This window comes from Agrobacterium sp. Azo12, from assembly GCF_029193765.2.
Lineage (GTDB): Bacteria > Pseudomonadota > Alphaproteobacteria > Rhizobiales > Rhizobiaceae > Agrobacterium.
On sequence record NZ_JARFYO020000002.1, the window covers coordinates 945,951 to 962,170 of the forward strand.

General features: G+C 55.1%; 13 protein-coding genes and 1 pseudogene. 7 read left to right on the forward strand and 7 right to left on the reverse strand.

All coding sequences use genetic code 11. The features are described from left to right. Entirely contained in the window at positions 1-882 is an 882-nt protein-coding gene (locus tag PYL13_RS20735) for an ABC transporter permease (RefSeq protein ID WP_192489083.1), read from the reverse strand. Continuing rightward, the gene (locus PYL13_RS20740; RefSeq protein ID WP_192489084.1) at positions 882-1,910 is read right to left on the reverse strand and encodes an ABC transporter permease; all 1,029 of its coding nucleotides are present in this window, start codon (positions 1,908-1,910) and stop codon (positions 882-884) included. Before PYL13_RS20740 ends, PYL13_RS20735 begins: the two co-directional genes overlap by 1 nt. Positions 1,911-2,047: 137 nt before the next feature. On the opposite strand from PYL13_RS20740, the gene PYL13_RS20745 reads away from it, so the two are divergent. Continuing rightward, on the forward strand, positions 2,048-4,402 hold the full coding sequence (locus PYL13_RS20745) for a helix-turn-helix transcriptional regulator (RefSeq protein ID WP_250985118.1): 2,355 nt from the start codon (positions 2,048-2,050) through the stop codon (positions 4,400-4,402). Between the two features lie 18 nt (positions 4,403-4,420). On the opposite strand, the pseudogene PYL13_RS20750 reads toward PYL13_RS20745, so the two are convergent. Then, positions 4,421-4,858 (reverse strand): annotated as a pseudogene (locus PYL13_RS20750) (EamA family transporter). Positions 4,859-4,995: 137 nt separating this feature from the next. Further along, on the reverse strand, positions 4,996-6,336 hold the full coding sequence (locus tag PYL13_RS20755) for a dicarboxylate/amino acid:cation symporter (RefSeq protein WP_250984951.1): 1,341 nt from the start codon (positions 6,334-6,336) through the stop codon (positions 4,996-4,998). Between the two features lie 242 nt (positions 6,337-6,578). Here PYL13_RS20755 and PYL13_RS20760 point away from each other — a divergent pair, with 242 nt between their 5' ends. Further along, a complete protein-coding gene (locus PYL13_RS20760) occupies positions 6,579-8,420 on the forward strand; it encodes a sensor histidine kinase (protein ID WP_275642180.1) in 1,842 nt (613 codons plus the stop codon). Positions 8,421-8,422: 2 nt separating this feature from the next. Beyond that, on the forward strand, positions 8,423-9,793 hold the full coding sequence (locus PYL13_RS20765) for a sigma-54-dependent transcriptional regulator (protein WP_275642181.1): 1,371 nt from the start codon (positions 8,423-8,425) through the stop codon (positions 9,791-9,793). On the opposite strand, the gene ftrA is transcribed toward PYL13_RS20765, so the two are convergent. Continuing rightward, positions 9,794-10,795 carry a transcriptional regulator FtrA gene (gene ftrA / locus PYL13_RS20770; RefSeq protein ID WP_441296681.1) on the reverse strand — a complete coding sequence of 334 codons (1,002 nt, stop codon included), beginning with the start codon at positions 10,793-10,795 and terminating at the stop codon, positions 9,794-9,796. 82 nt (positions 10,796-10,877) lie between these two features. On the opposite strand from ftrA, the gene PYL13_RS20775 reads away from it, so the two are divergent. Continuing rightward, on the forward strand, positions 10,878-11,270 hold the full coding sequence (locus PYL13_RS20775) for a rhodanese-like domain-containing protein (RefSeq protein WP_250984947.1): 393 nt from the start codon (positions 10,878-10,880) through the stop codon (positions 11,268-11,270). Positions 11,271-11,330: 60 nt separating this feature from the next. Here the strand turns inward: PYL13_RS20775 and PYL13_RS20780 are convergent, their stop codons facing one another. Next, on the reverse strand, positions 11,331-11,837 hold the full coding sequence (locus PYL13_RS20780) for a BA14K family protein (RefSeq protein WP_250984946.1): 507 nt from the start codon (positions 11,835-11,837) through the stop codon (positions 11,331-11,333). A 170-nt stretch (positions 11,838-12,007) separates the two neighbouring features. Continuing rightward, complete coding sequence (locus PYL13_RS20785; protein WP_275642183.1) at positions 12,008-13,000, reverse strand: GntR family transcriptional regulator; 993 nt, start codon at positions 12,998-13,000, stop codon at positions 12,008-12,010. A gap of 155 nt (positions 13,001-13,155) precedes the next feature. On the opposite strand from PYL13_RS20785, the gene PYL13_RS20790 reads away from it, so the two are divergent. The 3 genes from PYL13_RS20790 (at position 13,156) to PYL13_RS20800 (ending at position 16,184) form a co-directional block, all read left to right on the forward strand. After that, on the forward strand, positions 13,156-14,223 hold the full coding sequence (locus PYL13_RS20790) for an Ldh family oxidoreductase (protein ID WP_250984944.1): 1,068 nt from the start codon (positions 13,156-13,158) through the stop codon (positions 14,221-14,223). Positions 14,224-14,426: 203 nt separating this feature from the next. Next, the gene (locus PYL13_RS20795) at positions 14,427-15,140 is read left to right on the forward strand and encodes a FadR/GntR family transcriptional regulator (protein WP_250984943.1); all 714 of its coding nucleotides are present in this window, start codon (positions 14,427-14,429) and stop codon (positions 15,138-15,140) included. 69 nt (positions 15,141-15,209) lie between these two features. Then, complete coding sequence (locus tag PYL13_RS20800; RefSeq protein WP_405049418.1) at positions 15,210-16,184, forward strand: sialic acid TRAP transporter substrate-binding protein SiaP; 975 nt, start codon at positions 15,210-15,212, stop codon at positions 16,182-16,184. The last annotated feature ends 36 nt before the right edge of the window (positions 16,185-16,220 follow it).

The window sequence follows — 16,220 nt, forward strand, 5'->3', positions numbered from 1 at the left end:
TCAATTCTCCACGTCGAACATGTCGCGCAGGCCATCGCCCAGCAGGTTGAAACCAAGAGTAACGTAGAGAACAGCGGCACCTGGGCAGAGCACTTCCCACCAGAATTCAGGCATGAACTGACGGCCATCAGCCACCATCGAGCCAAGGTCAGGGATAGGAGGCTTCACGCCGAAACCGAGGAAGCTGAGCGTCGCGCCGAACAGGATGACGAATGCCGCATCAAGCGTGGTCTTGACCGAGATAACCGACACGCAATTCGGCAATATTTCCCGGAAAAGAATGTGCATGGGACCGGCGCCGGCAAGGCGTGCCGCCTCAATGTAATCTTCCGAGGCAATCGACTTCGATACCGAATAGATGAGGCGCGCGTGCCATGTCCACCACAACAGCGTAATAGCAATCATAGCGTTCATCAGTGTCGGTTCGAGAAGGTTAGACACGGCAAGCGCCATTACCAGAGGGGGCATCGCCAGCATGACGTTGGTAAGGCCGGTGATGAATTTCTCTGTCCAGCCGCCGACGTAACCAGCCACCAATCCGAGAATTGTGCCAACCGGTACGGAAATGCCCAGCACGCCAATGACCAGCAGCAACGAGATGCGCAGACCAAAAACAGTGCGCGAAAAGATGTCGCGGCCCGCCTTGTCCGTGCCAAACCAGTGCAGGGCATCGGGAGGCAGGTGTCTGGCGCGAAAATCAACCACTGCGCCAACATGCTTCGGATAAGGCGTCAAAAATGGTGCAAAGACAGCAAGAATAACGACCGAGAGCAGGATGAGCGCGCCGATAACGGCAGCCGGGTTGCGGCTAAACCTGTACCACAGAATGTAACCGGCACTCAGCGCCTTGTCGGATGTGTCGAGCATTTTCATATCGGCCATCAGCGTGCCTCCTTGTGACGCAGGCGTGGGTCGATGATCGAGATCAGAACGTCGACGATCATGTTTGCAACGATGAAGAACAGACCGGCGACCAGAACCACGGCGGTAACGGCATTGAGGTCCTTCTGAAGGATCGAGTTCAGGCCGTAGGAAGCAAAACCGCCCCAGGCAAAAACCATTTCAATAACAAAGGCGTTGCCGATCAGCGAGGCGAATTCCAGGCCCATGATTGTCAGGGGTGCGATGGATGACAGCTTCAAGAGGTAACGGAAGATGATGACCCGTTCAGGCACGCCGAAGCTCTGCAGCGTCAGCACGTGATCCTTGCGCTGATTTTCGATCATCGAGGAGCGGGTAATGCGGGTGATCTGTCCGATACCGGCCATGGACAGCGCAAATGCTGGCAGTGCGAGATGTTTGAGAGCATCGCCGACCACATCAAAACGACCGGCCAGTAGACCATCGACCAGAATGAAACCGGTTGGTCCACCTTGCCAGCCAAGTGAATGGTCCAGCCGCCCAATGATTGGCCAGCCACTGATGTACCTGGCAGCCAGCAGCTGCAGGGTAATGGCAAACAGAAAGCTCGGAATGGTGACCCCGGTCAGGGACAGAATGCGTCCGAGATGATCGAGCCCTCTATCGCGATAATGCGCGGTGATGACCCCAAGGGGTATTGCGACCAGAAACATGAATATGACGGATACCAGCACCAGTTCAACGGTCGCGGGAACAGTCTGAGCAAGGTCCGTCGTGACCGGGCGCTGCGACACCAGCGACATGCCGAGATCCCCGTGCAGAGCATTTTTGACATAATCGACATATTGCAGGGCTAGAGGCTTATCCAGACCCATCTGCAGGCGTAGCGCCTCAACCTGTTCCTGCGTGGCAGCAGGGCCGAGAGCCATACGGGCTGGATCGCCCGGCACCACACGCGCCAATGCAAAAATCATGATGGACAGGGCAATCATGACAAGCACGAATGTACCAAGCCGGGTCATAATTGCGATCAACGGATGTTGCTGCATCAGCGGGTGTTTCCTTGTGCATCGGCTTTTTGATGCATCAACATCACCAGATAACAAGGGATCAGCAACCACAAAAAAGTATAGTTTTTTGTCGTTATGGTATAGGTTTTTGCATGCCTATAGCCTATCCATTCGGCATGAATGTCATGCTTCCACGCCCTCATCTGTGCCAACGCATCCTGCAGGAAACTGCAAGCGTCATCTTTTTGCGGGCACCGGCAGGAGCGGGGAAAACCAGCCTGTTAAAACTGTTCGCCGGCTTGACGGAACGTTCTGTTTGCACGTCAACACATCCCAAAACTGAGGATGTAAAAGACGGTTGGCTTTTATGGGATGTCCCGGTCGCTGCACGAACAGCCAAGATACCGGCCGCAACCCTTCAAACCGTGACCACGGTCATTATCGCCTGTCGCCCCGAACAACGTATCAGCGGTCTTGGTCGGCAGATATTGCATCATGGCTCGACAACGATCGGCGCTGAAGACCTGACCTTTTCCGATGAAGAGCTTAATGCGCTACCAGCGGCGAGCGCAGCATCGATGCGGGAAGGTTACGCCGGTTGGCCAGCCTTTTTGCCACTTCAGGGCAACATCGATGATGACACCTGTTGCGACTATTTGCGCGAAACCTTCTTAAGCCATCTCTCGCCGGAACAGACCATGGCGCTTTCGATATGGCTTGAAGCGCCTGATGGCGCCGCGCATCAACCCTGGGCAAGTCAGTTACCGCCGTTTCTGACACGTCATCCGCAACAGCACAAAGACCTGATACGACTGTTGACGATTGCAGTGCAGGAACGTCTCCAAGTTCTGGAAAACAGCATCGCAGTCGTCGAATTGGCTTCCGCATTGGAAAAGGCGGGCCGCGCGCTACAAGCCATGGCTCTGCTGCTGGACAAGGGATACGAAACACATGCCGCGCAAATTCTAGCGCGCGCTCATGGGCGTGAACTTATCTATCGCAGCAGTGTCAATGCGTTTCAAAACATCATCATGCACTTCTCGCATGACATGATTGCCTCTAACGAAACGGTATTGTTTGCGGTATGCAGAGCACTGCTCAAGCAGGGTGAGTTGCAGCGCGTGCGCCATCTCGTCGGTAAGCATCTTGGTTCAGATTACCTTGATCCATTCAAGGCTCTGGCAAACGGTTCGCGCTTTTCCTTTGCTGCCCGCACTTTCCGTCTGAATCTGATGATTACGGAAGACCTGACACCCAACGATGCGATGATTACCCGCCTTGGTGAATTCATGGCGGATTACCCAATGGGTGACCATGGCAAATGGGCCGGCTACTACAACGCCCTTCTTGAGTTCGAAATCCGCCGCCGTAACTTCCGTGAGGCGGAAGCTGCGGCTGCCCGAGCGCTTATCTATCTGCGCAAAATGGGCGGTCAACCACTTCTCGAATTCTTCATCCACCTGCACCAGATCGTGCTGCGATTGATGAGCGGCGATGCGCTGATGGCACGGCGGGCAGCGCAAGATGCACGTGAACGATTGGAGCAGGTCACGCACGAAGTCCCGCAAGAAAGGCGCATGTTGCGGCTGGCGGAAGCCTGCATAAACTACGAATCAGGCCGCCCACGCGATCTGCTGGAATTCATCCAGAAAGACTTTGAGCACTTCGCGGCCGCTGAGATCTGGCCGAGCCTCATGCAGTTTGCTCTGCATTATGCGACCCAGATCGTCATGGACCATTTCCCGATGACCATAAGGCCGGGATTTCTGGATGGCTTGTGGATACACCTGTCTGAAGGATTGCAGTTTCATGCGATGATGGAAATCCGCACCGCGATAGCCTACCAAAATACCAACCGCTGGTCGGAAGCTGCTGCGACACTGACTTCCATCCGTATGCCGATGGGTAAAAACTGGGTCGAAAGTGCCGAAGAAGAACTGACCCGACTGACGCGGCGTGACGAGATCACCTACGTCATGGCCTGGCTTAGAGATGCGGTTCACGTCTGGACGCCCCGCAACTATCTGCCACGACAGATCGATGCACTAATTGCCAATCCGAAAGTCACCAATCGCGAGAGGGTGGCGCTGCTGATCTGGCAAAGCTATACGGCCCATCAACGCCGTGACAATGCCGCGGCACGCGCCAATATCTTGCTGGCACTGGAAACTGCAACGCGCCTCGGCTGCAATGGCGTTCTTTCCGAAGAACGAATCTTTCTGTCGCCGCTTCTCGAAAATCGTCGAATACGCAGCTTCATCGAAACCTCGTCTGATGTGCGCGCTGCTTTGGCGATTTTTGCAGCTTCAGTGAACTCCCCGCAAGCCCGCGCAATCCATGGCGGATTGTCTCAACGCGAAGTACAGATGCTGCAATTTCTGGCTGGCGGCATGTCCAACAAAAAAATCGCTCAAGCCCTTAATATTTCGGAAGTCACCGTCAAGTTCCACCTTGGAAACCTGTTTCGAAAGCTCGACTGCAGCCGCCGCGCCGAAGCAATCAGAGCCGCCACCGCACTCGGCTGGCTCTGAAATGGCGCCCTCACTGCCTTATCCTCGGTAAGCGACCAGTACCGCGCCGCACGCGATGAGAGCAACGCCAAGCCAGTTCGGCAGCGACAATCGTTCCCCCAGAAACAGAACTGCAAATACGGCTACAAACACGACGCTGAGTTTGTCGATCGGTCCCACACGAGCGGCATCACCGAGCTTCAGTGCACGAAAATAACAAATCCACGAGGCTCCGGTCGCAAGGCCGGAAAGCACCAAAAACAGCTAGGTCCGTCCGGAAATGCCGGATGGTTGCTGCCAGTTACCGGTGATGTACACCATCAGACCGGCGGCACAAAAAATGACAATGGTGCGAATGAATGTTGCAAAGTCGGAATTGACATTCTCGACACCAATCTTGGCAAAAATCGCCGTCAAGGCGGCGAAAGCAGCCGACAGCAATGCACAGAAAGGCCATGAAGCAAAAACACTTTTCATTTTTTGATCTCGGAAACAGCAGAAGGTTCGGGTTCAGTCATTGCACCGCAACGCAGCCGCCGCAAGTCTGTTTTCAGGGCAAAGAAAAACCCGGCCACCTGAGGAAGCCGGGTTCTGTTCTTTCGCCTTGCGCGATTTTATTCGGCAGGCTGCGGCATCGGCGTGCTGTCGATCACATCGATGCTGGCAATTTCTTCACCGTTCAGAACCCGCTGAAGCTGAGCCTGATCAAGTTCACCTTCCCAACGAGCAACGACGATAGTGGCAACGGCATTACCAACGAAGTTGGTCAGTGCGCGGCACTCGGACATGAAGCGGTCGATACCGAGAATGAGCGCCATGCCAGCGACCGGAACGGAAGGAACAACGGACAGCGTTGCAGCAAGCGTGATGAAACCGGCACCGGTGATACCAGCAGCGCCCTTCGAGCTGAGCATCGCAACCAGCAACAGCAGGATCTGCTCACCGAACGACAGGTGAATACCTGTTGCCTGCGCAATGAACAGAGCCGCAAGCGTCATGTAGATGTTGGTGCCGTCAAGGTTGAAGGAGTAACCGGTCGGGATAACCAGACCAACAACCGAGCGTTTGCAGCCGGCCTTTTCCATCTTGCTCATCAGGCCCGGAAGCGCAGCTTCCGAAGACGATGTGCCGAGAACCAGCAGCAGTTCTTCCTTGATGTAGCGAATAAGCGCCAGAATGGAGAAGCCATTGTAACGGGCGACCGCACCAAGGATAACCAGCACGAAGATCAGCGATGTCAGATAGAAGGTACCAATGAGCATAGCCAGATTGGTCACCGACGAAATGCCATATTTGCCGATTGTGAACGCCATGGCCCCGAAAGCACCGATAGGAGCAGCCTTCATCAGGATCGCGACCAGCTTGAAGATCGGGTACATCATGGCATGCATGAAGTCGACGACCGGCTTGCCTTTCTCACCAACGACACCAAGTGAAATACCGAAGAGCACGGAGAAGAACAGCACCTGGAGAATGTCGCCGCTGGCAAATGCGCCGACAATGGTGGTCGGGATGATGTTCATCAAAAAGCCGGTGATCGTCTGCTCATGTGCCTTGTCGGCATAGGTCGCAACCGCCGTCGCATCGAGAGACGCAGGGTCGATATTCATGCCGGCACCCGGCTGAACAACGTTTGCAACAATCAGACCAACGACCAGCGCAAGCGTGGAAAAGGTCAGGAAGTAGATCATCGCCTTGCCGGCAACACGTCCGACCTTCTTCATGTCGTTCATACCGGCAATACCGGTCGCAACTGTCAAGAAAATAACAGGTGCAATGATCATCTTGACCAGACGAATGAAACCATCACCCAATGGCTTCAGCTGCTCACCGATGGACGGCCAAAAATGGCCCAGAAGAATACCGGCCAGAATGGCAACCAGCACCTGGAAATACAGGTGACGGTAAAATGGCATGCGGACATGGCTTGCAGCCACAGCTGTACTATCAATCATGATTTTCTCCTCCTCGGCTGGACCTGCCTTTTATAGGGGCCTCCCGGTCAGCCTTGTTTGGTCTGGGGCCTCGCGACCGCTTGATGACGGTTTTGCAAACACCGTGCCAAGGCAGAAAAAATCAGATAAATAACTGAAATAAATCGATTTAATTTCTTGAAGCAGCTTCAAGAAATTTGGAATCGTGTAGACTTCCGCACAGAAATATTGCCTTTTGTGTGAAAATACGCACAAGATAAACGATGACTACATTCACCGCATCCGGGTTCAAACATATCGATGCCGCTCAACGGCCGTGGTGGCTGTTTGCGTTTATCTGGGCTGTAATTGCGGTGGTGGCGATTTATGTCGCAGGCGAACTTGGCCGAACAGAAACCATCAAGGCCTTAAAGCAGGACGCCTCAACTGACGGGCAATTGAAAGTCGCGCTTCTGAATGTTGCATTGGAGCGGCCCCGCGCCCTGCCGCTTGTGTTATCAGGCGACAGGGACCTCGTTGCCGCTCTGGAAACTGGTGGTGCCGCAGTAGATCGGCTTAACCGCAAACTGGAGGGACTGATCGAAGGCACACAGGCCTCGGTGATTTACGTGACAGGGCCGAATGGCGTCGCAATAGCATCCAGCAATTGGCGTGCCGCAGACAGTTTTGTCGGCACCAGCTATTCCTTCCGGGACTACTTCAGCCTTGCAATGCGCACAGGCATGGCCGAGCACTACGCCTTGGGAAATGTCAGCCGCAAACCCGGCCTTTACATATCACGACGTGTGGATTCTGAAGACGGCAAAGCGCTCGGTGTCGTCATCGCGAAGGTCGAATTCAGCCGTCTGGAGGCTGACTGGAGAATAGGTGGCAAACCGGTTTATGTCGCTGATGCCAACGGCGTTGTGCTGATGACGAGTATTTCGGCATGGCGCTTTGACACAATCAAACCCATAGACCAACAGACCCGCCGCACCATTGCCGACAGCCTGCAATTTGGTAATGAGACACTTGATCTGCTGCCATTTTCCCCGTTGCGCTTTATCGACAATTCGACAGAGCTGATCCACATCAATTCACCCGCCGTCAACAGTGGTGACTACCTACGCTTCATCCTGCCTGTTCCAACCACCTCATGGCACTTGCATTATCTTTTGCCGGTTGAACCTACCTTGATGGTGGAGGTGCAGCGGATGCGTCTGCTGGTGATGACCGGCATGATGCCGCTGATCGTATTGTCTGGTTTATGGTTGCGACGGCGCCAAAAAGCCCGGCAAGCTGAAGAGGTTGCCGCCCGGGCCCGCGCAGAGCTGGAACGCCGGGTGGATGAACGAACACGTGACCTGCAAAGTGCCATGGACCAGCTGGAAACAGAAATCAGCGGCCACCAGCAGACCGGTCGAGAATTGCAAACTGTCCAGCAGGAACTTGTAAAGGCAAACCGGCTGGCCATTCTCGGACAGGTGGCGGCTGGCGTCGCCCATGAAATCAACCAGCCTGTCGCGACGATCCGCGCCTTTGCGGATAATGCACGCACTCTCATGAACCGCCAGCGGCTGGAAGAAGCCGACGAAAACATGAAAGACATTGCTGCGTTGACGGAGCGCATTGGTGTCATCACAAGTGATCTTAAGATATTGGCCCGCAAGGGCAGAGCGGCTGCACAGCCTGTCAGCGTCAAGGCTGTCATCGAAGGTGCAGTCGTGCTGCTGCGCAGCCGTTTCGCTGGTCATATGGAGGCGCTGGATATCGCTCTTCCCCCTGAAACCTTGATGGTGTCTGGCAGCCCCATCCGGCTGGAGCAGATTGTGATCAACCTTCTCCAGAATGCGCTCGAAGCAGTTGAAGACAAGGCCGGTGGTCAGGTCACGATCAGCGTGCGCGAAGCTGGCGATCGGGTGGTCTTGAGCGTTGCAGACAACGGACCGGGCATTGCGCCAGACATTCTTGAGGCCCTGTTCACGCCCTTCAACACATCGAAAGACGGTGGACTTGGGCTTGGGCTGGTCATCTCCCGCGAAATTGCCGCTGACTATGGCGGACGCATCGAGGTGGAAAGCAATCCGAGTGGAACCTGCTTCTCCGTCTATCTCAAAAAGGCATGATCATGGGCATTTCAGGCAAGGTATTTCTCGTCGATGACGACTCCGCATTGCGCAAGGCAATGCGCCAGACACTGGAACTGGCAGGCCTTGAGGTAACGTCCTTTCCCGCTGCAAAACTGGCATTGGATGCGTTATCTGCCGAGTTTGACGGTGTCATTATCAGTGACGTGCGTATGCCCGGGATGGATGGACTGGAATTTTTCGAGCGAGTCCGCAGTGTCGATGCCGATCTGCCCGTCATCCTGATGACGGGCCACGGCGATATCCCGATGGCCGTCGAAGCGTTGCATAACGGCGCTTATGATTTCATGACCAAACCATTTGCCGCCGAGCGCATGGTAGAAAGCGCAATGCGTGCGCTGGAAAAACGTCATCTCATCATGGAAAACCGCGCCTTGAAGTTGGCAGCCGAACAGGCGGAAGGCGACCTGCCGCTGATTGGCCAAACGCCTGCCATGCAGCACCTTCGCGACACCATCCGCCATATCGCCGACGCCGACGTCGACGTCCTCGTGGCAGGTGAGACCGGTAGCGGCAAAGAAGTGGTCGCGACGGCTTTGCACCGCTGGAGCAAAAAGCGCTCGAACGGCAACTTCGTCGCATTGAATTGCGGTGCACTGCCGGAAAGCGTCATTGAAAGCGAGCTTTTCGGTCATGAGGCAGGGGCTTTCACCGGCGCGCAGAAAAAACGCGTTGGCCGTATTGAGCACTCGAGTGGTGGCACGCTGTTCCTGGATGAAATTGAGAGCATGCCGCTGGCAGTACAGGTGAAAATGCTGCGCGTCCTTGAAATGCGGGAGGTTTCTCCACTTGGATCCAATGACGAAAGGTCCGTAGACATCCGTGTTGTTGCAGCCGCCAAAGTCGATCTTGGCGATCCAGCACGCCGCGACCAGTTTCGGGACGACCTCTATTACCGTTTGAACGTTGTCACATTGTCTATCCCGCCGTTACGGGAGCGCCGGGAGGATATTCCGATGTTGTTTTCCCATTTTCTGTCGCGCGCCACCAAACGCTTCAACATGCCTGTTCCGCAAATCTCCGCCAGCGTGTCGCGTCATCTGGCAGATCACGACTGGCCGGGCAATGTCCGTGAACTAGGCCATTTCGCCGAACGCGTCGCTCTTGGGCTGGAAAGTGGAACACTGTCTGGCATCCCTCCGAAAGAAGAAGCCAAAGCGTCTGGCACGCTAACAGAGCGCATTGATCGGCATGAAGCACAGATTATTCATGAAACTCTCGTGCAAAATGATGGTGACGTCGCTTCAACCATCGCCGCGCTCGGCATTGCGCGCAAGACATTTTACGACAAGCTGCAACGGCATGGCATAAATCGCGCCGATTACACGGCCAAAAAGAACGCCTCTGCCTGATTACACTGGCAAGCGGACCTGTTCGTTCAAAAACCGGGCGCGATATTCTACCGGACTGATGCCCATGGTTTGCCGGAAGTGATGACGAAGTGTGTGCGCACTTCCAAACCCGACCGCCATTGCAATGTCTTCCATCTGCTCGCGCCCCTGACAAAGGCGTTGTTTTGCCGCATCGACCTTCACGTGTGTCAGCCATTGGCCCGGTGCGGCACCGGTTGCTTCAGTAAAACGCCTGAGAAACGTCCGCTCACTCATTCGGCAGAAACGCGCCATCTCGGTGATGGTCCACGTGCGGGAGAGATCGGACCGCACCGCATCCAGCAGCGGAGAAATTTCTACACCTTCACGTTTCGCAACCGGGCGTTCCAGAAACTGAGCTTGCCCACCAGTACGGTGTGCCGGCATCACCAGACGCCTTGCCACTGAATTGGCCGCAACGGCACCAAAGTCCTGACGTACAATTTCAATCATCAGGTCAATACCAGCCGCACTGCCGGCCGAAGTATAGATGCGGTCATGGGAACGATAGAGGGACGCATCATCCACTGACACGTCCGGATAACGCGATCGCAGAGCCTCCGCGTAACGCCAATGGGTGGTCGCGACCCCACCGTCCAGCAAGCCCGTAGCAGCAAGCACAAATGCACCGGAACATATTGATGCCAAACGCGCTCCCCGCGCATGCGCAGCCCGCAAACGATCACAGAGCTCCGGCGGGACAGCAGCATCAGCCCCCTTCCAGCCCGGCACAATGATAATGTCGGCGATGTCAAGCAGTTCGGGACCCGCATCCGCCGTTACACGTAGCCCGCCATGGGCACGCATCGGCCCGTCCTCCACCGCACAACTGGCGAACCGATACCAGTTCTCCCCCATCTCCGGGCGCGACAGGCCAAAAACTTCGGCAACGATCCCAAATTCGAACGTGCAAAGCTGGTCATAGAGCAAGGCTACAACGAGAGGGCCGTTTGGAGGCTGCGGACTGTCTGATACATTTGGCATGATTTTTACGTTTATTGGCATTTACGCCATTTTGCAATCAGAGCCATCTTTGCAAAATGGGCTACGCAAAGGAGACAGATCAATGACCACTGCCGTTACCATCGTAAAACCTGCACCAAGCCATCTGGCTGTTGAACATTTCGCAGCCGAATTCAGCTTTGAAACCGATTGTTGGGATGTCCACGACTCGCTGTCAAAGGGCGCAGATTTTGTGCTTCTCGATGTGCGCGGGCCAGCGCTCTACGCCAAGGGACACGTTCCCGGTGCCATTAGCCTGCCGCATGGCAAAATGACCGCATCGAAAATGGCAGCCTGGCCTGAAGACACTATTTTCGTGACATATTGTGCGGGGCCGCATTGCAACGGCGCAGCGAAAGGTGCCTTGCGGCTTGCTCAACTGGGGCGGCCGGTAAAGATCATGGCTGGCGGCATTACCGGCTGGCTGGATGAGGGTTTCGAGTTGGCGGTGCTTTAATCGCAAGAAAGGCCCGCAGACGTCCGCCTGCGAGCCTTTTGACATGTTTGAGACCGCTGTTTAGCCAGCAGTGCAGAAGTGACGCTGGCCACTATAGTCGGTGTAGGTGCCGGTGCGAGCGTTGAAGCTTCTGTAACGCTGTGAGCAATAGTCATACCAAGACTGCGACCATGGTTCGATCGTGCGGTAAACTGTCCGCGGTTGATAGGCGGGACGTGTTTCGTAAACCGGGCGTGTCTCGTAAACTGGGCGCGGTCGCTGGTAAACGGTTCGCGGAGGCTCAGGATAATAACCGTCATTCGCATATGGGTCTTGATACACATATTCAGGTTCGGCATAAACCGGACCACGGCGCGGCGGGTCAATGTAAACAGGACCATCCGGTTCAGACGGACGTGCGAGCGCTGAACCGACAGCCAAGCCAGCCGCAAGACCAATCACGCCGAGGGCAGCTGCCTCGTTGCGGTGACGGCGGTTCCAGTCACCGGCGTTCGCTGACTGCAGTGGAACAATCACTGTGGCGGCGACCGCGAGTGCCAGTACTGTTTTCTTTGCAACTGTGAACATTGTCTTCGTCCATCCAGAGGGTGTTTTGTCACCCGTTAAAACATCATGGCATAAGAAATAGTTCCCGCTGCCTGAATGGATGCTGAATGAATTAAGGCACAAGCACGGCGTTTGTCGGGGGGTGCGGAGTATCAATCCAAACCAACAGGAAACACGGAATCGTCACCGCGTCAAAGCGACTCCATGAGGTCCAGATAGGGAAGCTCATCTGGCGTCATCGAATGGGTCACCGCCTGAATACGCATCATGGCTCTTTCGCGGGAAATCTGCAGATGCGCCGTCATCGCGTCCTTGGCGCCGACGATATTTCCGTCCTGAATATGGGTGAGTATCTCCAGATGCTCCGGCAGAAACGGCTCCGTCTCGAACAGATCGGTGGTACGGGGATAGAGGAAGTGGTGGGCAATCAGCAGTGACTGCGGCAGGCTGATCGCGCGCATCAGTGAACTGTTGCCGCAATACCCCAAAAGCTCGACATGAAGTTCCTGCTCGAACCTGTCCAATGTGCTGCCGACTTGCGGCATCTGGCAGTTTATTGCTGTTTCGATATTGCCGCGAACCCGGGTGAGAAACCCCTCAGGCAAATTGGGTACGGCTTTTTCCAACGCCAGTGGCTCCAGAACCCATCTTAATTCGTAGAGCTCATCAATGTGTTGCATGGTCAGTGCGGGTGCAAACCACCGTGCGCTGTCATCTTTCTGAACAATGCCACGCTGCTGCAGGCGGGCCACCACATCGCGTGCAACCGTTCGGCTGACACCGTAATGTTTCGCCAGGATCGCTTCATTGATGCGCCAGCTGGCAAAGGTTGTCCGTGAGACAATCTCCATTTCGATTTCAGAGTAGATCAACTCCCAACTTGGCAGGAAATGTATCTTTGGATCGTCATTGGCCGCAGATTTGGGGGCCATACTGACAGCCGCCGGATTGGTGAGTGCCAAAACATCATAACCCCGCGATGAGGCTTTTTGTATCAGCCCCATGCGCTCAAGTTCCATCAACGACTGCCGGGCAGGTGCGCGGCTGATTCCAAAGCGTTCAGCCACCCCTGTTTCCGTCAGGCGACTGCCAACCCCGATGGCGCCATTGCTGATATCCAAGGCCAAAACCTCGCAAGCGCGCTGGTAGAGTTTGGGAGCTGTGCCGGAACCGGTGGTGGACATGGATGATATTGCTCTGGTTTTTCTGGTTCGAAGATGCGGGAAGCGGCTTTGCCTTGCAACAGCTTTGACAACAGATTTTTGCAGATAGCGGCATTGCGTGACTCAAAAATAATGTCTAGTGTACACATAGTACATTTTGGAGGGGAGGAACCGGGATGTTGCAAACCAACGCACAGAACAATGTGTCGCTGGACGAGCTCGACCGGTTTTGTCGTGCCGTGTTTGTCGCCGCTGGCGCAAACACGGCAACGGCAGACGCTGCAACGCGAGCCATGATGCATGGCACCCGTCACGGCGTCGACAGCCACGGTGTCCGCCTTCTTGCCCACTACATCACAGCGCTGAACGGCGGCCGCATCAACGGCGCACCTGATATCAAAAAAATAACAAGCTTTGGCGCCATCGAAACGCTGGATGCAGATGACGCGCACGGTGCCCTTGCCACATATACGGCAATGGACAACGCGATCGACCTCGCCAGTAAGTTCGGAATTGGCGCAGTTGCTATCCGCAACACCTCACATTTTGGTCCGGCTGGCGCCTACTCCATCGAAGCGGCCCGCAAAGGTTATATCGGCATCACATTCTGCAACTCGGACAGCTTTGTCCGCCTGCATGACGGTGCGATGCGTTTCCACGGCACAAACCCGATTTCAGTTGGCGTGCCAGTTTCCGGGGATGATCCGTGGTTGCTCGACATGGCAACCAGTTCCGTCCCCTATAACCGTGTTCTGCTGTATCGCAGCCTCGGCCAAGCTCTACCAAACGCTACTGCATCTGATGAAACGGGCGTTGACACCACGGATGCCAATGCTGCTGACATGCTCGCGCCGCTCGGTGGCGAATTCGGCTTCAAGGGCGCTGCTTTGGCAGGCGTCGCAGAAATTTTCAGCGCGGTGTTGACCGGAATGAAACTGAGTTTCGATATTGCCCCGATGGGTGGCCCTGATTTTTCCAAGCCACGCGGCATGGGCGCATTCGTACTGGCTATCAAGCCGGAAGCATTCGTCGACCGGCAGACATTTGAGTCGGGCATGCAGCGCTATCTGCAGGTGCTGCGCACGTCACCAACCCGTGAAGACTGCAAGGTCATGGCGCCCGGCGACCGGGAATGGCTTGTCGCAGCGCAAAGAGAACGAGAAGGGGTTACTGTTGACCCCGCCACAAGGCAGGCTTTCGAAGAGCTTGCCGAAAAATATGGCTTGGAAATGCCTCTGATCTGAGAGGCAACCATAGCTCCATCGCTGGAAAATACCGGCGGCAACCAGTTTGCCGCCAAGAATTTTTGCGTTTAAAAACATATACTTAATTGTAATATTTATTTACTTTATCGCTTGACTTAACGACTGAAGCAGCTTTAATAAAAAAATTGGTAAGGCCATCTTACCAGGTGTGCGCCAGGGGAGTGGCGCATGGGAGGATCTAAATGTTTGTGGCATTGGAACCGCGCCGCCTTTATCGGCAGGTCGCGGACCAGATACGTATGCTTATCGAAACGGGCGAGCTTTCCGATGGAGCCCGCCTGCCTGCCGAGCGCGAGCTTGCAGAGAGATTTTCGGTATCGCGCCCGACCGTTCGCGAGGCTTTGATAGTTCTGGAAGTGGAGGGATACATCCAGATCCGCATGGGTTCAGGCGTTTATATCAGCCGCAAGACAAGCCCAACGAAGGTTGTCTTGCCCGCAGATGACAGTGACGGCCCATTCGAAATTTTGCAGGCGCGTTGCATCATCGAAAGTGCAATTGCTGAAGAAGCCGCACGCCTGGCGACCCCACAGCATGTGGCGATACTCGACGACAATCTGAAGCGCATGCAGCAGTCGCTTCATGATGCAAAACGTGCCTTGGCCGTGGACCGGGAGTTCCATACGGCCATCGCCGACATCATCGGCAACGCGACACTGAACCGCTTCACGGGCCTGATCTACGATCAGCGGATGACGCCTTACTTCGAGAAGCTGGCAGGTTACTTTGAGGGCCCGCATACCTGGCAGCTGGCAATGGAAGAACATGTGGCGATCCGCAACGCAATTGCGACCAATGACCCATCTGCCGCGCGTGAGGCCATGCGCCTGCACATGATACGGGCGCAAAAGAGATTCTCTGAGAGCTTCGGTGAGGAGTTGGGAGGAGAAGAATAACCCTGTCGTGCTTCTTGCGACGGGATCATGAACATACGAAATCTGAAATCAATTTGGGAGGATTTGAGGATGAAATTCGGATTAAAAACGTTGCTGGGTGCAACTGCTCTGATCATGGCATCGGCACTCGCGGCGCAGGCACAGACGGCCCTGAAGTGGGCGCATGTGTATGAAACAACAGAGCCTTTCCATACGGAGTCGGTATGGGCCGCTGAGGAAATCGCAAAACGCACCGACGGACGTTACAAGATCGACGTGTTCCCAGCTTCACAGCTCGGTAAGGAAGCCGACATCAACCAAGGCCTGAAGCTCGGCACTGTTGATATGATCATCTCCGGCTCAAGCTTTGCAGCCCGTGATTACAAGCCAATTGGCGTGACGTATTTCCCTTATATTTTCCGCGACCCAGCGCATCTCATTGCCTACACGAAAAGCGATGTGTTCAAGCGTCTGGCAAAGGGCTACGAAGACAAGACCGGGAACATCATCGCCGCTGTAAGCTACTACGGCACACGCCACACCACATCCAATACGCCTATTGAAAAATGCGGTGACATGGCTGGCCTGAAAATGCGCGTGCCTGATGTTCCCGCTTACCTCGCCATGCCACGTGCATGCGGTGCCAACACTACGCCGATTGCTTTTGCGGAAGTCTATCTTGCGCTCCAGAACGGCACAGTGGACGCCCAGGAAAATCCGCTGACAACCATAGATGCCAAGAAGTTCTACGAAGTTCAGAAAAACATCGTATTGACCGGCCATATCGTTGACCACCTCAACACCCTGATTTCCAAGAGCCGTTGGGCCAGCCTGTCGGACGAAGACAAGAAAATCTTCGTGGAAGTCATGCAGCAGGCGGCAGAACGCACAACCAAAATCATCGAAGAACGTGAAAACGCCCTCGTCGAAGACTTCAAAAAGCGTGGCCTCACCGTGACTGAAGTTGACAAGGCCGACTTTGAAAAGAACGTGCTGGACAAAGTGACTTTCGAAGAGTTCGGTTACGAAAAAGCTGACTGGGAAGCCATTCGCGCCATCCAGTAATTGCACCGTCCGGTGCCCACCCGGCACCGGACATCC